Source organism: Rathayibacter sp. AY1H3 (assembly GCF_002932015.1).
In genome coordinates this window covers 1-22,005 of the sequence record NZ_PSUU01000052.1, presented here as the reverse complement: position 1 = coordinate 22,005, position 22,005 = coordinate 1, and the positions used below count along the sequence as shown (strand labels likewise).

Here is a 22,005-nt window from a genome sequence, read left to right as displayed (position 1 = left end):
CTCCTGCTCCGGCCGGCGCCGTTCCTCCGCGGACCGGCTCGGGACTCGCGAGCACCGGCGTCGAGACGGGCTGGACCGCCGCGCCCGTCGCCCCGCAGGCGCCCTCCGAGAGCACCTCTCCCGACACCGAGGACGCCCCCACCGGAAGCTGACACCGGAAGCTGACACCCGACCACTCGCCCCACCCGCCCCGCTCGCGGCGGGAACGCCGACGGCCCGGAGGACACTGTCCCCCGGGCCGTCGGCGTCGGTCAGCGCGCGTCGCGGCGGCGGCGCGTCACTCCGAGCGCGAGCGCTCCGCCGGCGAGCAGGGCGAGGGCCGCCGCGGCGGTCCAGCCCGTCTCGACGCCGGTGCTCGCGAGTCCCGAGCCGGTCCGCGGAGGAACGGCGCCGGCCGGAGCAGGAGCCGGCGTGCGGGTCGGCTCGGCCGTGGGCTGCGCGGTCGGCGCCATGGTCGGCTCAGCCGTCGGCGCCACCGTCGGCTCGACGGTCGGCCCAACAGTCGGTCCCGGAGTCGGCACCGTCCCCGTCCCGAACACGGACTCCGCGGAGCCGAGCGACGCGAGCACCGTTTCGCCGTTCGCGTCGTCCACGCCGTCGTTGTCGGTCACCGCGAACACCTCGCCGGAGCCGGTGATGCCGAGGCCCTCGAGCTTCTCCTGTGTCCAGCCGTTCCCGGCCTGCAGCGCGGGCAGCACGTCGACCGCGAGGGTCTTCTCGAGCATCGGCAGCGTCTCGCCGACCGCCGCGCCGGCCTCCGTCGGCAGCGGCACCGTGTACACGGCCTTCAGCGCGGCGTCCGGCCCGTTGAGCTTGTCGCGCTCGATCACCGCGAGCGTGCCCGCGGGGGTCAGCGTGATCTCCGAGAGCCCGTTCCAGTCGCCGTCCGCCCCGGACACGGCCTCCAGCGGGTAGCCGAAGAAGCTCCAGCTGTCGGCGGCGACGTCGTAGCGCCCGATCCGGACCACTCCGTCGGCGTCGATCGAGGCCTCGCGCTGCAGTGCCGTCCAGACGATCTCACCGGCGGCGCCGTCCTCGACGGTCACTCCCTCGAAGCCCTGCTTGCCCAGTGCGGAGGCGAGCTCCGCGGGCAGGGCGATCCGCTCGGTCACCGCGGCGTCCGCGTCGAGCCGCAGGAGCGCGTTGCCGTCGCCTGTCCCGCCCTCCGTCACGGCCCAGAAGCCGCCGTCGACGCGGGCGGCGATCCCCTCCAGATCCAGAGCGGCGGGCTCGCCGCCCTCGGTCACCGTGAGGGTCGTGTCGAGCAGCGCCGGCGAGACGGAGGTGTCGATCGAGTGGAGGGTGCTCGGCGCGTAGGCGCTGTCGCTCACCGCGTACAGGCGGTCGGGCGCCGCCGGATCGGTCGAGAGGCCCGAGAGCGCGCCCCAGGGCAGCGGCGATCCGTCGACGTCGGCCGACAGCACGGTCGGGAACGCGGGGGCGGAGGCGCCGAGCGCGTAGAGCTGCACGCTCGCGCGGACGGCGGCCTCGGCGTCGTCGGTCTCGCTCGAGACGACCAGCAGGTCGCGCTCGGGCAGGGCGAGCAGCCCCTCCGGACCCGGGGTCGACGGCAGCGCCTGCACGAAGCGCGGCGCGGTCGGCTCCGACACGTCGTAGACGGCCACGAAGTTGGCCCGCTCGGCGCCGACGAACACGTAGGGGACGCCGTCGAAGGTGGCCGAGAGCAGGCCCTCGGGCTCGGAGCCCTTCGCGTCGGAGCGCTTGTCCGGGTAGAGCCCGAGGCGCACCGCGAGGTGGTCGAACGAGTTCCCGGCGTCCCACTGCACGGCCCCGGTCGCGGCGTCGAGGATCGACCAGCCGCGCGTGCCGCCCTTCCAGTCGCCCTCGTTCGCGATCGCGACGTGGTCGTCGCCGACCCAGCCGATCGCGTCGGGCTCGCGCGGGACGTCGGTGATCGAGCCGGTCAGCGAGATCGAGTCGTCGTCGAGCGTGTCGATGCCGCTGACGGAGGCGGTGCCAGCGGTGTACGAGGCGGTGACGGAGCGGGTGGCCAGGTCGACGATCGCGACGGCGTTGTTCTCCTGCAGCGTCACGGCGACGGCCGTGTCGGCCGGGTTGATCGAGACGTACTCGGGCTCCGGGTCCGACGGGGTGTCGAGGCCGGCGAGACCGGTGAGGTCGACGTGCTCCGGCACCCAGGCGGAGGGGTCGCCCGCGAGGTCCATCACCACGAGCTCCCCGGCGGGCGCCTGCGGGAGGTCGCCCTCCTCGCCGCCCTCGGGGGCGAGGTCCTCGTCGCGCTGGTTCTCGATCGCGATGACCGCGGTCGAGCCGTCGGTGGTGACGTCGATGGAGTCGGGCTGGCCGCCGAGCTCGATGCTCGCGACGGGCGCGAGGTCGTCGGCGTGCAGCACGCTGACGTGGCCGGAGGGGTTCGCGAAGTCGCCGTCGCTCGTGTCGACCACCGCGAGGACGTACTCGCCGGTCGCGTAGACCGAGGTCGGCTCGCCGCCCACGCCGACGCCGCCGAGCGGCTCGGGGGAGTCGGGGTCCGAGATGTCGAGGACGTCGATGCGCTGCCCGGCGGAGTCCGTCGAGTAGACCAGGCGGCCGTCGGGCGACGCGCTCGAGATCTCGGCGACGGCGGAGTCGGCGGACGGGTCGGCCGCGTTGAGGTAGGCCGGCACCGTGGCGATGCGGGTGAAGAAGGAGTCGCCCGCGGCGGAGGCGGGCAGGGCCGCGGCTCCGAGGGTGCAGCCGGCGAGGGTGACGGCGAGGGCGAGGGCGGCGGTGCGGGTGCGGGTGCGGGTGTGACGAGAGGACACGGGTCTCCTGAGCGGCTTCGAAGGAACCCGCCCACGCTGGCCGCCCCCGGTGAACGCCCCGCCGCCCGCAGGTGTCCGCCCGGCGAACGCGCGGTGGCGGAGCCGCGACCGGGCGGGGGTCTCGAGACGCCGGCACGGACGCCTCGAGATCCGCCGGGCGGCGTGGTCAGCGCGCGAGGCCCTCCGCGGCCGAGCCCCAGGAGCCGAGGGCCGCGCGGACTCGCTCGTCGCGCGCGAGCGTCAGCGCCTCCGCGTACCCCTCCTCCAGCACGTCGTCGAGCCGCACCCGCGCACCCGTCTCGGAGGAGCGGACCGCCGCCTCCACCATCGCGAGGCTCCGCACGTTCGAGTGCACCTCGCCCGAGGGCACCGCCCCCGAGCCCAGCACCCGCACGAACTCCGCGAGCGAGCCCGCGATCTCCTCGGGCACGGGCTCGAGCGCGGCGGTCCGCACCGCCTCCGACTCGCGCGACTGCCACTCCGGAGCGCCGTCGCCGTCCCAGTGCGCGGTGCCGCCGGCCCCGTTCACGCGCCAGTCGCCGTTCCACGAGGTCTCGAGGCCGTCGGCGCACCAGCTGCCGGTGTAGCTGAAGCGCACTCCGCCGGCGAACTCGAACACGGCGCTCGCCGCGGCTCCGTCGGCGTACCAGCTCCAGCCCGGGTTGTACTCCTCGCAGTAGACCGCGACCGGGTCGCTGTCGAGCAGGTACCGCGCCGCGTCGAAGGCGTGGATCGCCATGTCGACCAGGAGCACGTGGTCCATCTCGTCGCGGAAGCCGCCGAAGCGGGGCGCCTTCGCGAAGTGCACGGAGGCGGTGCCCAGCTGCCCGAGCCCGGCGATCTGCTCGCGGAAGGCGGTGATCGCCGAGTAGTAGCGGCGCGACTGGCTGGTCATCAGGAGCCGGCCCGAGGCCTCGGCCGTCGCCGCGAGCACCAGCGCCTCGGCGATGGTCGGTGCGATCGGCTTCTCGGAGAGCACGGGCAGCCCGGCGAACAGCGCCTCCGAGCTGACGGGCAGGTGCGCCCGCGGCACGGTCACGTTGACCACGGCGTCGGCGCCGGAGCGCGCGGCGACCTCGGCGACGGAGGTGCCGACCGCGACCGGGCCGACCCCCTCCTCCTCCGCGGCAGCCGTGGCGAGGTCGACGTCGAGGTCGACCAGGCCGACGAGCTCGGCGTCCGGGGAGTCGCGGATGGTGCGGATCCAGGCGCGGCCCATCGCGCCGGCGCCGACCTGGACGAGGCGGACCGTCATCGGACGAGCGCTCCCTCGTAGTCCTGGCCGTTGTGGAAGTCCTCGGTCTCGTAGCGCTGCAGCACCGGGAGGCGGCGCTCGGGGCGCGAGGAGCGCACCCACTCGACGCCGTTCGCGATCACGCGGCGCACCTCGGCCTGGTGGTAGACGGGGTAGTCCTGGTCGCCGGGGGAGAAGAAGAAGATGCGCCCGTGGCCGCGCTTCCAGGTCATGCCGGAGCGGAAGACCTCGCCGCCCGAGAAGGTCGAGAGGAACACGAGCTCGTCGGGCGCCGGCACGTCGAAGAACTCGCCGTACATCTCCTGCTGCGGGATCAGGAAGGGGTGCGGGATCCCCTGGGCGATGGGGTGCGTGGGGTCGACGGTCCAGACCAGCTCGCGGTCCTGCTCCGAGCGCCAGCGCAGCGTGCAGGTGGTGCCCATGAGCTTGCCGAAGATCTTCGACCAGTGGCCGGAGTGCAGGACGACGAGGCCCATGCCCGAGAGGACGTGGCGCTGGACGCGCTCGACGATCTCGTCGGAGACGTCGCCGTGGGCCATGTGGCCCCACCAGACGAGCACGTCGGTGGCGTCGAGGACGTCCTCGGTGAGGCCGTGCTCGGGCTCGTCGAGCGTGGTGGTGGAGACGGTGGCGCGCTCGCCGAGGTTCTCGCGGATGCCGTCGGCGATCGTGCTGTGCATGCCGTCGGGGTAGATCGCGCGGACCTTCTCCTCGATCTGCTCATGGCGGTTCTCGCCCCAGACGAGGACGCGGACGGGGGAGGAGGGTGTGGTCACGGTGTTCCTTCTTCGACGGTGGAGACGGTGCGGCAGTGGGCGGCCCGACACGGGGTTAACCGCTTTACCGGCCGCGTCTCCTAGGATGCGGGAGACGTCCGCCCCGCGTCAACCACGGCCGGGCGGCGCGAGCGGAGGAGGCGCGGTGGCCACGATGAGGGACGTCGCGCGCCTCGCGGGGGTCTCGATCGCGACGGTCTCGTTCGTGGTCAACGACACCAAGCCCGTCTCGCCCGAGACCCGCGAGCGGGTGCGGGCGGCGATGCGCGAGCTCGGCTTCCGGCCGCACGCCCTGGCCCGCGCTCTCGCGCGGCGCCGCTCCGGGATCGTCGCGGTCGTCTATCCGCTCGTGTCGAGCCGGCCGCTCAACACCGCCACCTCGTTCCTGCTCGGAGCCGCCGAGGCCGCGGCGGAGCAGGACCACTCGATCGTCCTGTGGCCGACGGTCGGCGGCTCCGACCGCCTCGCCGACCTGCGCGCCGACGGCCTGATCGACGGCGTCGTGCTGATGCAGGTCACCAGCGAGGACGAGCGCGTGCCGGTCCTGCGGGACTTCGGCACGCCCTTCGCCCTCATCGGGCGCACCCGTGACCCGTCCGCCCTCGACTGGGTCGACATCGACTTCGAGGGGATGGTCGAGGAGGCGCTCGGCCGGCTCGCCGGCCTGGGGCACGCGCGGGTGGCGCTCGTGCTCGGCCCGGACCGCGACGCCGCGGCCGACTTCGGCCCCTACGCGCGCACCCAGGAGGCGTTCGCACTCGCCTGCGCGGCCCGCGGCGTCGAGGGCGTGCTGCTGCGCTGCGAGGAGTCGCCCGCCGGAGGCCGCACCCTCGCCCGCTCGTTCGACCCCTCCTCCGCGACCGCCGTGGTGATCGTCAACGGGGGCGCCGCCGTTGGATTCGCGCACGAGGTGCGGCACCGCGGGCTGCGCGTGCCCGAGGACCTCTCGATCGTCCTGCTCGCCTCCGACCCCGACGTCGCCGACCTGGCCGACCCGGCACTCGACCTGCTCGTCGCGCCCGGCCGCGAGCTCGGCCGCCGCGGAGTGGAGGCGCTGCTCGCCCGCCTCGCCGACCCGGCGGCGCCGCTCCTCCAGGAGCGCATCGGCGGCCCGTGGCGCCCCGGCGGCTCGGTCGCCCCTCCGCGCTGACGGCCGGCGCCCCGGGAAGCCCCGGGAGCGCGCGCTACGGCACGATCGAGTCGATGTAGCCGCCGTCGACGCGCACGGCGGCGCCCGTGGTGGCCGAGGCGAGCGGGGAGGCGAGGTACGCCACCATGTGGGCGATCTCCTCCGGCTCGATGAGGCGCTTCAGCAGCGACTGCGGCCGATGCAGGCGCATGAACTCGCGCTGCGCCTCCTCCCACGGGAGCTCGCGGTCGACCAGCTCGTAGACGAAGTCCTCGACGCCGCCCGTGTGGGTCGGCCCGGCGAGCACGCTGTTCACCGTCACCCCGGTGCCGGCGGCGGCCTTGGCGAAGCCGCGCGAGACGCCCAGCAGCGCGGTCTTCGACACTCCGTAGTGGATCATCTCGGCGGGCGTGACGACGGCGGAGTCGCTGCCGATGTAGAGGACGCGGCCCCACTCGCGCTCCATCATCCCCGGGAGGTAGGCGCGGGTGAGGCGCACGCCGGTGAGCACGTTGACCTCGAAGTAGCGGCGCCACTCGTCGTCGTCGATGGAGAGCGCATCGGCGGAGCCGAAGATCCCGAGGTTGTTGACGAGCACGTCCACGTCGGCGGCCGCGCGCAGGAGGGAGGCCGTGCCCTTCTCCGTCGACACGTCGGCCGCGACTCCGCGCACCCGCGCCTCCGGCACCGCCGCGCCGACGGCCTCGATCGCCCGGCGGATCGACCGCTCGGAGCGGGCGTTCACGATCACCTCGGCGCCCGCCTCCGCGAGCGTCGTCGCGATGGCCAGCCCGATGCCCTGCCCCGACCCCGTGACGAGGGCCGTGCGCCCGGTGAGATCCAACCCGATCATGCTGCTCCGCTCCGCTCCGCGCCGCCGCCCGCCGGCCGCGCTCGGGGTCGAGCATGCCACCGAGCCCTGACATCCGGCCCACTCCCGGCTGAGGACGCCCGCGGGTCGCCGCGGCGTCGCTCGGAACGGCGGAGACCGTTGCCAACCGGACACTCGTGCGTTACGGTCTAACCAATCGGCAATACGTATTACCCACGGGTAGTAGGCCGATGACCCAGACTGTCGACGAGGACGAGGCGGACGCGTGACCCCGATGCAAGCAGATGTCGCCGTGATCGGCGGCGGCCTCGGAGGAGTGGCCGCGGCGATCGCCCTCGCCCGCAACGGCCTCTCGGTCGTGCTGACCGAGCAGTACCCGTGGCTGGGCGGTCAGCTCACCTCGCAGGGCGTCCCGCCGGACGAGCACACCTGGGTCGAGCAGTTCGGCGTCACCGCCGACTACCGGCGCCTCCGCGACGGCATCCGCGGCTACTACCGCCGCAACTACCCCCTCACCGCCGAGGCGATGCGCGACGACCGCCTGAACCCCGGCCGCGGACTCGTGAGCAGGCTCTGCGCCGAGCCCCGCGTCGCCGTCGCCGTGCTCGACGAGATGCTCGCCCCTTACCGCTCGAGCGGAGCGATCCGCGTCGTCACCGGCGTCGTCCCCTTCGCCGTCGACGGCGGCCCGGGCCGGATCGAGCGCGTCCTGCTGCGCGACGCGGTCTCGGGCGAGGAGCTCGCCGTCTCCGGACGGTACGTGGTCGACGCGACCGAGACGGGGGAGCTGCTCCCCCTCGCGGAGGTCGACTACGTCACGGGGTCCGAGTCGCGCGACGAGCACGGCGAGCCCAGCGCTCCCGCCGTCGCCGACCCGATGAACGTGCAGGCCGTCACCTGGTGCTTCGGCTTCGACAGCGCGGACGGCGACCACACCATCGAGCGCCCGGCCGACTACGACTACTGGCACGAGTACGAGGTGCCGTTCTGGGGCGGGAAGCTCCTCTCCTTCACCGCGCCGAACCCGAGGACGCTGCGCCCCGAGACCCGCACGATGCACGTCAACGCCGTGGGCGACACCCGCACCGCCGACCAGCGCGCGCAGGGCGGGGACACCGACCTCTGGATGTTCCGCCGGATCCTCGCGACCGAGACCCTCCGACCGGGCGCGCTCGACAGCGACATCGTGCTCGCGAACTGGCCGATGCTCGACTACCTCGACAGCTCGATCCTCGACGTGCCGGAGCCGGAGAAGCACCTCGCCGGCGCCCGCGCGCTCTCGCTGTCGTACTTCTACTGGCTCCAGACCGAGGCGCCCCGACCCGACGGCGGCCGCGGCTGGCCCGGGCTCCGGCTCCGCGGCGACGTGATGGGCACCGCCGACGGCCTCGCGCAGGCCCCCTACATCCGCGAGTCCCGCCGGATCCGCGCGCTCACCACCGTGCGCGAGCAGGACGTCTCCGTCGCCGCCCGCGGGACGGGGAGCCCTGCGCGCTTCGACGACTCCGTCGGCGTGGGCATGTACCGGATCGACCTGCACCCGACCACCGGAGGCGACAACTACCTCGACGTGGAGTGCTCGCCGTTCGAGATCCCGCTCGGCGCCCTCGTGCCGCGCACCCCGACGAACCTGCTGCCCGGGGGCAAGAACATCGGGACGACGCACATCACCAACGGCGCGTACCGCCTCCACCCCGTGGAGTGGAACATCGGCGAGGCCGTCGGCGAGCTGGCGGCCCTCGCCCTCGCCGAGGACCTGTCGCCCCACGAGATCGCCGCCGACCCCGCCCTCGTCGCCCGCCTGCAGGCGAGGCTCGAGTCGCGCGGCGTAGAGACCCACTGGCCCGACGTCGTCGGGTACTGACCGGGAACACCGAGAAGACCATTGGAGAAAGAGAGACGATGAGACCAGCGAAGAAGCTGATGGCCTCGCTCGCCGCAGTCGGAGTGATCGCCGCCCTCTCGGGCTGCGGCGCCGCCGGCGGCGGGGACGACTCAGCACCCGTCGCTCTGAGGATGTCCGTCTGGACCTCCGACGAGAAGCAGCTCGCCCTGTTCGACTCGATGGCCGACGAGTACATCGCCGACCACCCCGAGATCGAGTCCGTGACCTTCGAGTCCCTCCCGTTCGCGGACTACAACTCGACCCTGACCACGCAGGCCGCGGGCGGCAACGCCCCCGACCTCGCCTGGGTCGGCGACATCGCGAAGGACCTGATCGACGCCGGAGCGCTCGCTCCGCTGACCGAGACCTTCGAGGGGACCGAGGGCTACGAGTACGACGACATCCTGCCCAGCGTGTCGCAGTCGTTCAGCCAGGACGGCGAGCTCTACGCGTACCCGTTCTCCAACTCGCCGTTCGCGCTGTACGTGAACCAGGACCTCATCGCGCAGGCCGGGCAGACCGTCGACCCCGCGACGCTCACCTGGGAGGACGTCGACCGCATCGGCGCGGCCGTCAACGAGTCGACCGGCAAGGCCGGCTACATCATCCGCGACTTCGACTTCTCGGGCTGGCTGAGCCTCGCGAACCTCTGGGCGGGCTGGGGAGCCCAGCCGTGGAGCGACGACGGGACCCAGTGCACGATGGACTCGCCCGAGATGGTGGAGGCGTTCCAGTTCTTCCACGACTCGGTCTACGTCAGCGGCGCGACCCCCGGACCCGGCGTGACGGCGGACTTCTTCGCCGGCGACGCCGCGTTCACGACCGCGCAGGTCTCGCGCGCGAGCCTGCTCGACGGCTCGTTCCCGTTCGAGATCTACCCGCTGCCCGTCGGCCCCGCCGGCGAGTACGGCAACATCGGCCAGGCCGGCATGGCCGCGCTCGCAGGCGGCGACCACGTGGAGGAGGCGACCGGCTTCCTCTCGTTCATGACCAACCCGGAGAACTCCGCCAAGCTCGCGCAGTTCTTCCCGCCGCCCCGCGAGTCGCTGCTGTCCGGTGAGGAGCTGGCGAAGGTCAACACCCGCCTCAGCGCCGAGCAGCTCGACCGCGTCGTGGTCGACGAGCTCGCCGACGTGTCCGCCACCCCTCCGGTGACGAGCCCCGCCGAGATCACCTCGGTCGGCAAGACGGCGCTGGACCGCATGTGGTCGGCCGACGCCGACGTCGCCGAGGTGCTCGGAGGCGTCTGCGACGCCATCGCGCCCGTCCTCCAGGGGAAGTGATCCCGTGACCGCGACCTCGACGGACAGCCGCCGATCCGCTCCCGCCGGCGCCTACTGGAACCTCCGGCGCCGCGACGCGCTCGCCGGCTGGCTCTTCATCGCGCCCCAGCTGCTCGGTGTGATCGTGTTCGTGCTGCTGCCCGTCGGGCTCGCGGTCTGGTTCAGCCTCAACGAGTGGAACGTCTTCACCGGCTCCATGACCTTCGTGGGCGGCGAGAACTACGAGCGGGCGATCAACGACCCGAGCATCGGCGCGGTGCTCGGCACGACCGCGGTCTTCTCCGGGGGAGTGGTCGTCCTGAACCTCGCCCTCGGGCTGGGCCTGGCCGTGCTGCTGAACCGGAGGATCCCGGGCGGCGCCCTGTTCCGCACGCTCTTCTTCTCGCCCGTCGTCATCTCGGTGGTCGCCTGGACCCTCGTCTGGGGCTTCCTCCTCCAGGACAACGGCGCGATCAACGGCCTGCTCTCGCTGGTCGGCCTCGACGGGCCGAACTGGCTCCAGGAGGGACCCACCGCGATGGCGAGCGTCATCGTCACGCAGGTCATCCGCAGCGTCGGCGTCAACATGGTGCTCTTCCTCGCCGCGCTGCAGGGGGTGCCGGGCGACCTCTACGAGGCGGCCCGCCTGGACGGCGCGAGCCCCCGCGCGATCTTCTTCCGGATCACGCTCCCGCTCATCTCGCCCACCCTGCTCCTCACCGGCATCCTCACGATCGTCGGCTCGCTGCAGGCGTTCGCACAGGTCGCCGTCCTGACCGAGGGCGGGCCGGAGCTGTCGACGACAGTGCTCGTCTACTACGTGTTCCAACAGGCCTTCGAGTTCAGCGACATCGGCTACGGCGCGACGCTCTCGCTGATGCTGCTCCTCTTCGTCCTGATCCTCACGGTCGTGCAGTGGCAGCTGCGCAGGAAATGGGTCTTCTATGAGAACTGACGCCGTCGTCGAGCAGGGGACCCCGCTCACGCCACGCCTCGAAGCCGTCCCGGAGCCGCCCGTCAAGCGCCGCCGCGGCCGCAGCCCGCTCATGACCGCCCTGCTCGTCGTGACGCTGATCCTGCTCGTGCTGCCGTTCGCGGTGCCGACGTTCTGGATGATCGCCTCGTCGTTCAAGCCGGTGAACGAGATCTTCTCGAACCCGCCGACCCTGCTGCCGGACTCGCCGAGCCTGGCGGGCTACGCCGAGGCGTTCCGGTTCCAGCCGTTCGCGCTCCAGTACTGGAACAGCCTCTACATCGCGGTCACGGTCACCGTGGTCACGCTGCTGGTGTCGAGCCTGGCCGGCTACGCCTTCGCCCGGATCCCGTTCCCAGGCCGCAACGCGGTGTTCCTCGTCGTCCTGACCGGCCTGCTGGTGCCGACGGAGGTGACGATCATCCCGCTGTTCCAGATCTTCCGGCAGCTCGGCTTCATCGACACCCACGTGCCGCTGCTGCTGGTGCCGATGGTCGGAGCGCCGGCGGTGCTGGGCACGTTCATCATGCGGCAGTACTTCATCGCGATGCCCGGCGAGCTCGAGGAGGCCGCGCGCCTGGACGGCCTCGGCCGCTTCGGGATCTGGCGGCGCATCTTCCTGCCGCTGTCCAAGCCCGCGCTGTCGGCCGTCGCGATCCTGACCTTCCTCGGGTCCTGGAACATGTACCTCGAGCCGACGGTCTACCTGACCTCGCCCGAGCTCTTCACCCTGCCCCAGGCGCTCACCCGCTTCACCGACGCCTACGGCGGGGAGATGTGGGACGTGCAGCTCGCCGCGGCGACGATGACGGTCGTGCCCGTGCTGGCCGTGTTCCTCCTCGCTCAGCGGCAGTTCGTGGAAGGGCTCGCGCACTCCGGTCTGAAAGGCTGACCCGGTGTTCACGGATCGCCCCCTCGCCGCCCTCCGCGAGTTCCGTGCGGAGGTCACGGAGCCCGACGACTTCGACGCCTTCTGGCGGGCCACCCTCGCGCTCGGGCGGGAGGGCGGCCCCGCCGTGAGCGCCGCGCCGGTCGACGCGGGCCTCCCGCTGGTACGGGTGCGGGACGTGCGGTTCCCCGGCTTCGCGGGCGAGCCGATCGCCGCCTGGCTGGTGACCCCCGCAGCGGACCCGGGCGCCCCGCTCCCCGTGGTGATCGAGTACCCCGGGTACGGCAGCGGACGGGGCCGTCCGATCGAGCACCTCTGGATCGCCGCCGCCGGGTACGCGCACCTGGTCGTCGACGCGCGAGGCCAGGGAGCCGGACGCCTCGCCCGCTCCGGAGCCACCCCCGACCCCCACGGCAGCGGACCCGCGTACCCCGGGGTCACGACCCGCGGCATCGAGTCGCCCGAGACGTACTACTACCGGCGCCTGATCGCGGACGCGGCGCTCGCCGTCGACGCCGTGGAGGCGCTCCCCGGGCTGGACCCGGACCGCGTGTCGGTCTTCGGCGGCAGCCAGGGCGGAGCGCTCGCGACCGCCGCGGCGGCGCTGCGCCCCCGGGTGCGCGCCGCGATCGCCCTGGTGCCCTTCCTCTCCGACGTCCTGCGCGCGACGACCATCACGAACGAGGCGCCCTACGTGGAGATCGCCCGCTACCTGGCGACCCGCCCCGAGGACCTCGACGCCGTCGAGCGGACCCTCTCCTACGTCGACGGCGTCCACTTCTCGCGGCGCCTGCGCTGCCGGGTGCACCGCTCGGTCGGCCTGATGGACCCGATCTGCCCGCCCTCGACGGTCTTCGCCTCCCACAACGTCTCCGGCGGCGAGACGTCGATCGACGTGTGGCCGTACAGCGGGCACGAGGGCGGCGGGGTCGGCGACCGCGAGCGGGCGCTGGAGGTGCTGCGAGAGGTCCTGTGACCGGACGGGCGTGACCCCGCGTCTCAGCGCGTCGGCGCCTCCTCCATCCCGAGCCGCATCGCCAGATCCATGGCGCGCAGGCGGGCCGGCGAGACGTCGTAGGGCAGGCTCCGGATGATCTCGCCGGCGCTCCGGGCGCGGGAGCCCTGTGCGGGATCGGGGGCCGGCGCGGGGTCCTCGGGCGGGTGCGCCTCGTCCCACGCGTCGAAGATCGCGTCGTCCTCCTCGAGCTGACCGGACTCCTCGACGACGCGCATCAGCCGGGCCTCGAAGGCGTGCCGCTCCTGCGCCACCTGCTCCACCCGGGGGTCGTCCTCGGCGACCGTGTCGTCGAGGGCCTCCTCGGCGGCGTCGACGCGGTCGGCCTCCGCCCGCAGCGCCGGATCGGCGGCGAGGACGACGAAGCGGCCGGCCTGGGAGACGGCGCCCAGCGGGCCGAACATCCGCTCGGTGACCAGCAGGGTGTCGAGGTCGGCCTGGCGCAGCGAGCCCTCGGGCGCGCCCTCGAGGCGGCGCGAGACGATGTCGTCGAGCAGCCCCAGCCGGCCGCCGAGGGTCCGCATGCGCCGGACCGAGGCCCGCTTCCGCTGCAGCTCCTCCTCCTGCGCGGCGAGCGCGGCGTCCAGCCGCGCGAGGACGCCCGCGACCTCGTCCTCGCGGTCGGCGCTGTCCTCGGCGCCGGCCGGGGCTGCGACGGCGAAGGCGTCCCGGATGTCCTCGAGTGCGACCCCGGCGTCGGCCACGCGGCGGATCCAGAGCAGCCGGATGATGTCGTCGTAGCCGTAGCGCCGACGACCGTCTCCGCCCCGCTCGCGCTCGGGAAGCAGGCCGAGCCGGTGGTAGTGGCGGATCGCCCGCGGAGTGACGCCGGCGAACGCGGCGGCGTCGCCGATCTGCACCTGGCGGGGCGGGGCGGGGAACGACTGCATGAGGGACCTCTCCGATCGGGACCTTGTGCATCGAGCAGACCACATGACGCAGGGGCAGGAGCAAGCCGGCCCGGCCTGCTCCCGCCCCGCGTCCCCTCGCGCTCAGCGCGCCAGGCGCACCGTCGCGATCTCGAACGGGCGCAGCTCGAGCCGCACGTCGGCCGACTCCGCCTCGACGGAGCTCTCGATGCGGACCTGCTCGGTCGGGCGCTCCATCAGGTCGGTGCGGGTGACCGCCCGGACGGCGAAGGCGGCGCGGAGGGTCGCTGCGGCGCGGCGGCCGAGCGACTCGTAGAGCCGCACGATCACGTCGCCGCTCCCGTCGTCCGCCGCCTTCACGGCCTCGACGATGACCGAGGGGTCGTCGATCGACACCAGGGGAGCGACGGGCGCGGCGCCGGTGAGCCTTCGGACCGGGGTGTTCAGCGCGTAGCCGGCCTCGACGGCGTCGGGCAGCTCGGCGCCGACCACGAGCGAGACGGCGAGGCGGTGGCGGCCCTGGTCGGCGTCCGGGTCGGGGAACAGCGGCGCGCGCAGGAGCGAGAGCCGGACCGTGGTCGTCGGGGTGCCGGCCGCGGCGCGGTCGCGGGTGATGTCGTGCCCGTAGGTGGAGTCGTTGACGACCGCGACGCCGAAGCCCGGCTCGCCGACGTGCACCCAGCGGTGCGCGACGGTCTCGAAGCGGGCGGCGTCCCACGTCGTGTTCACGTGGGTCGGCCGGTGCACGTGGCCGAACTGGATCTCGGACGTCGCCCGGTCCGAGAGCAGGTCGAGCGGGAAGGCGAGCTTGAGCAGCTTGCGGCGCTCGTGCCAGTCGATGTCGAGGTCGAGGTCGACGGCCGCCCGACCGATCTGCAGCGAGACGGTCTGCACGACCGTGGAGCCGCCGAACGAGCGGGTGATCACGACCGCCGGCACCTCGCGGCCGAGCGGGTCGCTCACGGTGCCGGCGCGGACCGAGTCGACGCCGACGAGGTCCTCCACCGTGCGGCGGTAGTTGTCGTCGAGGTCCCAGGCGTCCCACTTGTTCGGGGTGTCGCGGTGGAGCTGGAGGAGCCCCGCGGCGGCGCCGGCGGGCACGACCTCCCGGCCGCTCGCGAGGTCCACGACCGACTCGAGGAGCCCGGAGGCGCCGATCCGCACCCGGACGAGCCCGTTGTCGAGGACGTGGGCGTCGCCGTCGGAGCGGAGCGTCGGGGCCGAGTGCTCCGCGGCGGGGTCGGCCGCGGCCGCGCCGAGCGCCGGCACGCCCCCGACGGCGAAGGGGGAGGAGTTCACCAGCAGCTCCGCGGAGCCCTCGCCGGCGAGGGCCCGGACTGCCTCGGCGATCATCTCCTCGATCCGCTGCGCGATGCGGGCGTAGTTCTCCTCCGCCTCGCGGTGCACCCAGGCGATGGAGGTGCCGGGCAGGATGTCGTGGAACTGCTGCAGGAGGACCGTCCGCCACATCTCGCGCAGCTCGTCGGCCGGGTACGGGACCCCGGCGCGGACGAGGGCCGTGGTCGCCCACAGCTCGATCTCGCGGAGCAGGTGCTCGCTGCGGCGGTTGCCCTGCTTGGTGCGCGCCTGCGACGTGTAGGTGCCGCGGTGGAACTCGAGGTAGAGCTCGCCCGACCAGGTGGGCGCGTCCGGGTACTCGGCCTGCGCCTCCTCGAAGAAGCGGCGGGGCGTGGACAGCTCGACGGTCGGCGAGCCCTCGAGGCTGCGCGTGCGGCGGGCGGCCGCGATCATCTCGCGGTTGGGGCCTCCTCCGCCGTCGCCGTAGCCGAAGGGCACGAGCGACATGGTGCCGCTGCCCTTCTCGGCGTACTGGCGCTCGGCGCGGGCGAGGTCCTCGCCGGAGAGGTCGGAGTTGTAGAGGTCGACGGGCGGGAAGTGCGTGAACACGCGGGTGCCGTCGATGCCCTCCCACCAGAAGGTGTGGTGGGGCATCGTGTTGGTCTCGTTCCACGAGATCTTCTGCGTGAGGAACCAGCGCCCGCCTGCTCCGGCGATGATCTGCGGCAGCGCCGCGGAGTAGCCGAAGGAGTCCGGGAGCCAGACCTCCTCGGTGTCGATCCCGAACTCGTCGAGGAAGAAGCGCTTGCCCTCGAGCAGCTGGCGCACGAGCGCCTCGCCGCCGGGCATGTTCGTGTCCGACTCGACCCACATCCCGCCGACCGGCACGAAGCGGCCCGCGAGCACGTGGCCGCGGACGCGCTCGAACAGCTCCGGGTGGTCGCGCTTCAGCCACGCGTACTGCTGCGCGGAGGAGGCGGCGAAGACGAAGCCCTCCTCGCGTTCGATCAGGTCGCAGACGTTCGAGAAGGTGCGGGCCACCTTGCGGGCGGTCTCGCGGGCGGGCCAGAGCCAGGCGGAGTCGATGTGGGCGTGGCCGACGGCGTGCAGGTGGTGCGCGCTGGCCGAGGCGGGCCGCTCGAGGACGGTCCGCAGCGCCTCCCGGCCGGCGGCGGCGGTGCCGGACACGTCGTCCGGATCGAGGACGTCGACGGCGCGGTCGAGGGCGCGCACGATCTCGGCGCGGCGCTGGGAGGACTCGGGCAGCTGCCCGATCAGCCCCACCAGCACGGCCATGTCCTGCTCCAGCTCCCAGACCTCCCGGTCGAGCAGTCCGAGCTCGAGGCGGCGGAGGCGGTAGAGCGGGTCGGACGGCAGGGCGCCGTCGGCGGGGCGGCCGCCGAGCGCCGTGGGGGTGAAGGACCAGTCGCCGGTGATGTTCGGGTTGGCGGCGGCCTCGATGTAGAGCTCGACCGTGCGGTCGCCCGCCTCGCGGCCGGGCAGCCGGTCGAGCGGGACCGACTGGTTGAACGGCTCGACGGCCTTCACGACCGTGCCGGTCGCGGTGAAGACGAGCCCCTCCGCCTCGAAGCCGGACTGGGCGCCGGTGTAGCCGAGGTCGACGACGAGCTCGGGCTCGCAGCCGTCGACGCCGACCCAGGAGGCGGGGATCTCGCCGCGCATGTGGAACCACACGGTGCCCCAGGGGGCGCCCCACGGCTCCCCGATGCGGGCGGGCGCGTAGGACGCGGCTCGCGCCTGCTCGAAGGGGACCGGCTCCCCCGGAGCGGTCCACGACTCGATCCCGAGCGGCTCAACCGCCCGGTGGATCGCCGGCCGGAGGCTCTCGGCGCGGAAGCGGGCGATGCGGGCTTCGATGCGGGTGCTGTCGTCATGCATGCGTTCTGGTGCTCGTTCCGTGTGCAGTGGGGGGAGGGCGGCGGCGCGGAGGGCGCCGCCGCCCGGGGTCAGGAGGCGATGACGACGCGGTGCCCGTCGGGGAAGACGGCCACCTTCCGCCAGGTGTCGCCGGAGCGCTCCCAGCCCTCGTTGACCTGTCCGGCCGGAGGGGTCGGGATGGTCTCGGGGGCGCGGGCGACCGTGGTGTAGCCGGCCGCGCGCTCCACCCGGCCGCGGCCGAGCTCGAACGAGGTCAGGCGTCCGTCGTCGACGATCAGCGAGCCCTCGTCCACTCCCGCGGCGCCGCGCTCGATGAACGGGTTCACGAGGCGCGTCTGGGAGGAGTCGCTGCCCAGCACGATCGCCTTCTGCTGCGGGAAGCGGCCGAGGCTGAGCCCGTAGAAGCCGCCGAGGACGGTGAGGTTGCGCACCTCGAAGTCCGCTCCGCCGTTCGTCAGGCCGACGCCGAGGCAGTTCGCGCCCGAGGTCGGGAAGAAGTTCGGGTTCACGATCATGTGGCTCGTGCCGGCCTCGATCAGCACCTCCCAGCCGTCGCGGGAGCCCTCCGAGCGGAAGTTGATCAGGGTCAGGCCGGAGTTGACCGAGCGCCGGTTCTCGTTGCGGATCGACCGGAGGCCGACCGTGCCGCCGATGGCCTGGCAGTCGAGCAGCGTCATGTTCGTCGGCGCGAGGAGGAAGCCGCCGAGGCCGGGGCTGATCGCCTCGACGTTGGTCATCGAGCCGCCGATGGAGGCCTTGCCCGAGTCCTCCACGCCCCAGCCGGCGGGGGCGACGATCTTGATCTTGTTCCAGGAGTTGGCGTACGAGTACTCGTCGTCGACGCCCGAGACGAAGGTGGCGCGCTCGCGGAAGATGCCCGACTTGCCGGTCTTCTGGATCCACAGGTTGCGGAACTCGCAGTTGACCAGCGAGCGCAGCGACATCCCGTGGCCGCCGGAGGGCGTGCCCGTCATCTCGAAGTCGGCGAGGACGACGCCGGTGGCCTTGTTGTTGTTGGCGGGACCGGCCGCGTCGCCCGTCTGGCCGGAGACGGTGAAGATGTCGCGGGTCGAGCCCTCGATCTGGACGATCCTCGTCTGGCGCATGCCGGCGCCGACGATCTTCGGCCCGGCGTAGCCGTAGGGCGGCCCGTTCTCGGGCTGCACCGGGTAGCCGCGGTAGTCGACCGCGAGGCCCGTCACCCGGATCTCGCCGGCGGGCAGCGACACCTCGCCGCCCGGAGCGGTCATCGCCTTGTCGATGGCCGCCTGCACCGCGCGGGTGTTGTCTGCGCCGGCGCGGTCGTCCCAGCGGAACTCCTTGTCGAGCGGCGATATCGGCCCCTCGGTGACGCTCAGGCGCTTCTTCTGCCCGGGAGCGTCGGCCGGGGGCGCGGCGGCGGCCGGAGTGGCGGCGCCGACGGCTCCTGCCGCGCCGGCGAGGGCGGCGGCGCCCCCGGCGAGGAAGAGGCGGCGCGAGTTGTCGGGCCTGCGCTGCGGATCGTGCTCGGGCTGCTGATCGGGCTTGTGCTGCCGATCGGGCCTCGGGGAGGCCGTGGTCTGGTTGTCTGGGTCTGCGGGATTCATCATCGTCGACGTTCCGCCCTCTCTCGCCCCGGATGGGCGTACGGCGATCCTTCGTCATCGGTAGCCTGAGGTCAAGACGTAATACCTATTACCAGGATGAAGCGGGGGTGTCCGGGTGCCGCGGATCACGCAGAAGGACATCGCGCGTCTCGCGGGAGTCAGCCAGACGACGGTGTCCTTCGTGCTCAACGACAAGGGCGAGCAGCTCGCCCGGGTCCCGGAGGCGACGCGGGCGCGGATCCTCAAGGCGATCCAGGAGACGGGGTACGTCGCCGACCCCATCGCGCGCCGCCTCAAGCAGGTCGGCACCGGCATGATCGGCGTCTACACCTACGAGAGCCTGTTCCCGCTCGACCGCGAGGACTTCTTCCACCCGTTCCTCGCCGGCATCGAGGAGGAGGCGCAGAACCGCGACATCGACCTCCTCCTGCTGACCAGCGGTCGCGTCGGCGGCCGTCGCGGCGGCCTCAGCGGCGGCACCACCCGGCTGCGCCTGGCCGACTCCTGCATCCTCCTCGGGCAGCGCATGCCCCGCGAGGAGCTCGAGTTCCTCAACGCGAGCGGCTTCTCCTTCGTCAGCATCGGCCGCCGCGACGACGCCGGCGGGCCCGTGCCCTACGTGGCCGCCGACTACGCGTCGATCGTCCGCGAGCTGATCTCCTGCGCGCGCGCCCTCGGCCACACCCGCTTCGCCTACGCCGGCCACGGCGAGGGCGTCGAGTCGTACACCGACCGCATGGCCGGCGCGCGGGCCGAGCTCGGCGACGGCTTCCTCCACCTCGTCCCGGGGCCGGAGGCGTCGCCGCGGGAGTGGATCCGCCGGATCGCCGCCGAGGGCGTCACGGTCGTCCTCGCCGAGCAGGAGGAGCAGTTCGTCCTCCTGCAGGAGGCCGCCGAGGCCGAGGGGGTGGCGGTGCCGGGCGACCTGTCGCTGGTGTCGCTCTCCGGATCGGCCGACCGCACCGGCTGGCAGGCCGGCTTCGAGCTGCCCCGGCGCGACATGGGGCGCCGCGCCGTGCAGATCCTCATCGAGGGCGACCCCGCGCGACGGGAGCAGCAGCTCCTCCGCTGCACGCTCGTCGACGGCGCCTCCCTGGCCGCGGCCCCGGCCTGACCGGCCGACCCTGACCGCTCAGCCCTGAACGGCCGGCCGGGCTCAGCCCGAGTGGTGGCGCCCGATCGGCAGCACCAGCGGCGTCCGCGAGACCGGGTCCTCGATCACGCGCGACTCCATCCCGAACACCGCGCGCACCGTCTCCGGCGTCACCACCTCGGCGGGCGTGCCCGAGGCGTACAGGGCGCCGTCGCGCACGGCGACGAGGTGGTCGGCGTAGCGGGCGGCGAGGTTGAGGTCGTGCAGCACGATCACGATGGTCGTCCCGCGCGAGCGGTTGAGGTCGGTGAGCAGGTCGAGCACCTCGACCTGGTGCGACACGTCGAGGTAGGTCGTCGGCTCGTCCAGGAGGAGCACGTCGGTCCGCTGGGCGAGGGCCATCGCGATCCACACCCGCTGGCGCTGCCCGCCCGAGAGCTCGTCCACGGGGCGGTCGGCGAGCTCGAGCGTGCCGGTGTCGCGCAGCGCCTCCTCGACGATCGCGTCGTCGTCCGATCCGGAGCCGCGGCCGAACAGGCCCCGGTGCGGGTAGCGGCCCCGGGCGACCAGGTCCGAGACGGCGATCCCCTCCGGCGCGATCGGGGTCTGCGGCAGCAGCCCCACCTGCTGCGCGACCTGGCGCGTCGGGAGCCGGTGGATCGCGCGCCCGTCGAGCAGGACGCTCCCCGAGCGCGGGGTGATCAGCCGCGCCATCGCGCGCAGGAGCGTCGACTTGCCGCAGGCGTTCGCGCCGACGATCACCGTGATCCGGCCGGGCGGCACGGCGAGCGAGAGCCCGTCGACCACGACGCGCTCGTCGTAGGCGAGGGTGACCGCGTCCGCGGCGAGGGTGGGCGGGGCGTCGGTCACAGGGAGCCTCCGGAACGGTTGCGGCGGGCGAGGAGCCAGAGCAGGAAGGGCGCGCCGAGGGCGCCGGTGACGACGCCGACCGGGAAGCGCGCGCCCGAGAACAGCGCGCCGACGACGTACTGGGCGAGCAGGTCGGCGGCGAGCACCACGACCGCGCCGACCAGGGCGGAGGGGATCAGCAGCGTGCGCGCGCTCGGCAGGATCCGCCGCGCGATCGGCCCCGAGACGAAGGCGACGAACGCGATCGGGCCGGTGGCGGCGGTCGCGACGGCCACGAGGCCGACTCCGACCGCGAGCAGGGCCAGCCGGCTGCGCCGCACGTCGAGCCCGAGCGCGGTCGCCGACTCGTCGCCGAGCTGCAGCACGCCGAGCCGGCCCGAGAGCAGCAGCGCCAGCGGCACCAGCACGAGCATCGTCAGCGCGAGCGGCGGGACGGAGGGCCAGGCGGCCGAGTTGAGGCTGCCGGTCAGCCAGCGCAGCGACTCCTGGACGTCCTCGAAGTCGGCGCGGGTCTGCACGTAGGCGATCACGCTCTGGAACATCGCCGCGACGCCGATGCCGATGAGGATCAGCCGCGCCCCGATCACTCCGCCGCCCTCGGCCAGCCCGGCGATGATCAGGGCCGTCGCGAGCCCGGCCGCGACCGCGATCACCGAGACCGCGCCGCCCGAGAGCCCGAAGAACGCGATCGCGACGACGGCCGCCGCGCTCGCCCCCGACGTGATGCCGATGATGTCGGGGCTGGCGAGGGCGTTGCGCAGCATCGTCTGGAAGATCACGCCGCCCATCCCGAAGCCCACGCCCACCAGGACGGCCGTGATGGTGCGCGGCAGCCGCAGCGTGCCCACGGTGAAGGAGGCGCCCGGCACGGTCTCGCCGAGGATCACGCGGACGACCTCCGGCACCGAGTAGACCGTGCTGCCGACCGTGAGCGAGACGACGACGAGCGCCAGCACGAGCACCGCGAGGACCGCGCAGCCGATGACCGTGCGCCGACGGCGCAGCGTGCGGCCGGCCGCGATGCCGACCGCGGCGGGCGCCTCCGCGGTCCTCACAGCGCCCGCACCTTCGAGCGGCGCACGATCGCGATGAGCACCGGGGCGCCGATCAGCGCGGTCACGATGCCCACCTCGACGTCGCTCGGCCGGGCGACCACGCGGCCGACCACGTCGGCGACGAGCAGCAGCAGGGCGCCGAGCAGAGCGGAGGAGGGCAGCAGCCAGGCGTGCGCGGGGCCGGTGACGCGGCGGGCGAGGTGCGGGACGACCAGGCCGATGAAGCCGATCGGTCCGGCGATCGCGGTCGCGGCGCCGCAGAGCAGCACGGCCGCGAGCCCCGCGACCAGGCGGATGCGCCCCACGCGCCGGCCGAGGCCGGTCGCCAGGTCGTCGCCGAGCGCCAGGGCGTCGAGCCCCCGCGCGCTGGACAGAGCCAGCACCGCGCCGACCGCGAGGAACGGGAGGACCTGCAGGATGCTCGCGGTCTCGGCGCCGCCGCCGGGGCGTTCGTCTACGCGGTCGCGTCGCTCGGCCGCGAGGGCGCCACTCCGCTGAAGCTCGCCCTCGCCGGAGCCGCGACCGCCGCCGC

At 73.5% G+C, this 22,005-nt stretch carries 17 protein-coding genes; 7 read left to right on the top strand and 10 right to left on the bottom strand.

Annotation, left to right across the window (positions count from 1 at the left end; all coding sequences use genetic code 11):
* Positions 1–251: 251 nt before the first annotated feature.
* From C5C33_RS15970 to C5C33_RS15960, 3 genes are all read right to left on the bottom strand, one after another.
* The gene (locus C5C33_RS15970) at positions 252–2,786 is read right to left on the bottom strand and encodes an esterase-like activity of phytase family protein (protein WP_104261593.1); all 2,535 of its coding nucleotides are present in this window, start codon (positions 2,784–2,786) and stop codon (positions 252–254) included.
* Between the two features lie 166 nt (positions 2,787–2,952).
* On the bottom strand, positions 2,953–4,041 hold the full coding sequence (locus C5C33_RS15965) for a Gfo/Idh/MocA family protein (protein WP_104261592.1): 1,089 nt from the start codon (positions 4,039–4,041) through the stop codon (positions 2,953–2,955).
* Positions 4,038–4,817, bottom strand: a complete 780-nt coding sequence (locus C5C33_RS15960) for a ThuA domain-containing protein (RefSeq protein WP_104261591.1) — start codon at positions 4,815–4,817, stop codon at positions 4,038–4,040. Before C5C33_RS15960 ends, C5C33_RS15965 begins: the two co-directional genes overlap by 4 nt.
* 154 nt (positions 4,818–4,971) lie before the next feature.
* Between C5C33_RS15960 and C5C33_RS15955 the strand changes: the two genes are divergently transcribed.
* Complete coding sequence (locus tag C5C33_RS15955; RefSeq protein ID WP_258069273.1) at positions 4,972–5,967, top strand: LacI family DNA-binding transcriptional regulator; 996 nt, start codon at positions 4,972–4,974, stop codon at positions 5,965–5,967.
* A gap of 34 nt (positions 5,968–6,001) precedes the next feature.
* Here C5C33_RS15955 and C5C33_RS15950 read toward each other — a convergent pair whose 3' ends face one another.
* A complete protein-coding gene (locus C5C33_RS15950; protein WP_104238803.1) occupies positions 6,002–6,796 on the bottom strand; it encodes an SDR family NAD(P)-dependent oxidoreductase in 795 nt (264 codons plus the stop codon).
* A gap of 256 nt (positions 6,797–7,052) precedes the next feature.
* Here C5C33_RS15950 and C5C33_RS15945 point away from each other — a divergent pair, with 256 nt between their 5' ends.
* The 5 genes from C5C33_RS15945 to C5C33_RS15925 are packed head-to-tail and all read left to right on the top strand — an operon-like array spanning position 7,053 to position 12,763.
* Positions 7,053–8,642 carry an FAD-dependent oxidoreductase gene (locus C5C33_RS15945; protein WP_104234052.1) on the top strand — a complete coding sequence of 530 codons (1,590 nt, stop codon included), beginning with the start codon at positions 7,053–7,055 and terminating at the stop codon, positions 8,640–8,642.
* A 38-nt stretch (positions 8,643–8,680) separates the two neighbouring features.
* On the top strand, positions 8,681–9,946 hold the full coding sequence (locus tag C5C33_RS15940) for a sugar ABC transporter substrate-binding protein (protein WP_104261589.1): 1,266 nt from the start codon (positions 8,681–8,683) through the stop codon (positions 9,944–9,946).
* Between the two features lie 4 nt (positions 9,947–9,950).
* Positions 9,951–10,880, top strand: coding sequence for a carbohydrate ABC transporter permease (locus C5C33_RS15935; RefSeq protein WP_104224314.1), 930 nt, complete (start codon positions 9,951–9,953; stop codon positions 10,878–10,880).
* Positions 10,870–11,790 (top strand): carbohydrate ABC transporter permease, encoded by a 921-nt coding sequence (locus tag C5C33_RS15930; protein ID WP_244229554.1) that lies wholly within the window; start codon positions 10,870–10,872, stop codon positions 11,788–11,790. The genes C5C33_RS15935 and C5C33_RS15930 overlap by 11 nt, the downstream gene beginning before the upstream one ends.
* 4 nt (positions 11,791–11,794) lie before the next feature.
* Entirely contained in the window at positions 11,795–12,763 is a 969-nt protein-coding gene (locus C5C33_RS15925) for an acetylxylan esterase (protein ID WP_104261588.1), read from the top strand.
* A 23-nt stretch (positions 12,764–12,786) separates the two neighbouring features.
* Here the strand turns inward: C5C33_RS15925 and C5C33_RS15920 are convergent, their stop codons facing one another.
* The 3 genes from C5C33_RS15920 to C5C33_RS15910 all read right to left on the bottom strand — a co-directional run bounded on the left by C5C33_RS15920 (position 12,787) and on the right by C5C33_RS15910 (position 18,458).
* The gene (locus tag C5C33_RS15920; RefSeq protein ID WP_219814957.1) at positions 12,787–13,692 is read right to left on the bottom strand and encodes a MerR family DNA-binding transcriptional regulator; all 906 of its coding nucleotides are present in this window, start codon (positions 13,690–13,692) and stop codon (positions 12,787–12,789) included.
* Between the two features lie 102 nt (positions 13,693–13,794).
* Positions 13,795–16,869: a glycoside hydrolase family 38 C-terminal domain-containing protein gene (locus C5C33_RS15915; RefSeq protein WP_104261586.1), complete on the bottom strand. Its 3,075-nt coding sequence runs from the start codon at positions 16,867–16,869 to the stop codon at positions 13,795–13,797.
* Positions 16,870–16,937: 68 nt separating this feature from the next.
* Positions 16,938–18,458: a hypothetical protein gene (locus tag C5C33_RS15910; RefSeq protein WP_104234018.1), complete on the bottom strand. Its 1,521-nt coding sequence runs from the start codon at positions 18,456–18,458 to the stop codon at positions 16,938–16,940.
* A 112-nt stretch (positions 18,459–18,570) separates the two neighbouring features.
* Here C5C33_RS15910 and C5C33_RS15905 point away from each other — a divergent pair, with 112 nt between their 5' ends.
* A complete protein-coding gene (locus C5C33_RS15905; RefSeq protein ID WP_104227154.1) occupies positions 18,571–19,569 on the top strand; it encodes a LacI family DNA-binding transcriptional regulator in 999 nt (332 codons plus the stop codon).
* A 42-nt stretch (positions 19,570–19,611) separates the two neighbouring features.
* On the opposite strand, the gene C5C33_RS15900 is transcribed toward C5C33_RS15905, so the two are convergent.
* The 3 genes from C5C33_RS15900 to C5C33_RS15890 all read right to left on the bottom strand — a co-directional run.
* Positions 19,612–20,418 carry an ABC transporter ATP-binding protein gene (locus tag C5C33_RS15900; RefSeq protein ID WP_104224308.1) on the bottom strand — a complete coding sequence of 269 codons (807 nt, stop codon included), beginning with the start codon at positions 20,416–20,418 and terminating at the stop codon, positions 19,612–19,614.
* Positions 20,415–21,473 carry an iron chelate uptake ABC transporter family permease subunit gene (locus C5C33_RS15895; protein WP_104261585.1) on the bottom strand — a complete coding sequence of 353 codons (1,059 nt, stop codon included), beginning with the start codon at positions 21,471–21,473 and terminating at the stop codon, positions 20,415–20,417. Before C5C33_RS15895 ends, C5C33_RS15900 begins: the two co-directional genes overlap by 4 nt.
* Positions 21,470–22,005 (bottom strand): iron ABC transporter permease (locus tag C5C33_RS15890; protein WP_146085805.1); only part of this gene is annotated, 536 nt, incomplete at its 5' end. The genes C5C33_RS15895 and C5C33_RS15890, both read right to left, overlap by 4 nt.

Coding starts and splice junctions, on each gene's coding strand:
- C5C33_RS15940 (WP_104261589.1), top strand. CDS start 8,681: ATGAGACCAGCGAAGAAGCTGATGGCCTCGCTCGCCGCAGTCGGAGTG.
- C5C33_RS15920 (WP_219814957.1), bottom strand. CDS start 13,692: ATGCAGTCGTTCCCCGCCCCGCCCCGCCAGGTGCAGATCGGCGACGCC.
- C5C33_RS15930 (WP_244229554.1), top strand. CDS start 10,870: ATGAGAACTGACGCCGTCGTCGAGCAGGGGACCCCGCTCACGCCACGC.
- C5C33_RS15915 (WP_104261586.1), bottom strand. CDS start 16,869: ATGCATGACGACAGCACCCGCATCGAAGCCCGCATCGCCCGCTTCCGC.
- C5C33_RS15945 (WP_104234052.1), top strand. CDS start 7,053: ATGCAAGCAGATGTCGCCGTGATCGGCGGCGGCCTCGGAGGAGTGGCC.
- C5C33_RS15955 (WP_258069273.1), top strand. CDS start 4,972: ATGAGGGACGTCGCGCGCCTCGCGGGGGTCTCGATCGCGACGGTCTCG.
- C5C33_RS15965 (WP_104261592.1), bottom strand. CDS start 4,041: ATGACGGTCCGCCTCGTCCAGGTCGGCGCCGGCGCGATGGGCCGCGCC.
- C5C33_RS15910 (WP_104234018.1), bottom strand. CDS start 18,458: ATGATGAATCCCGCAGACCCAGACAACCAGACCACGGCCTCCCCGAGG.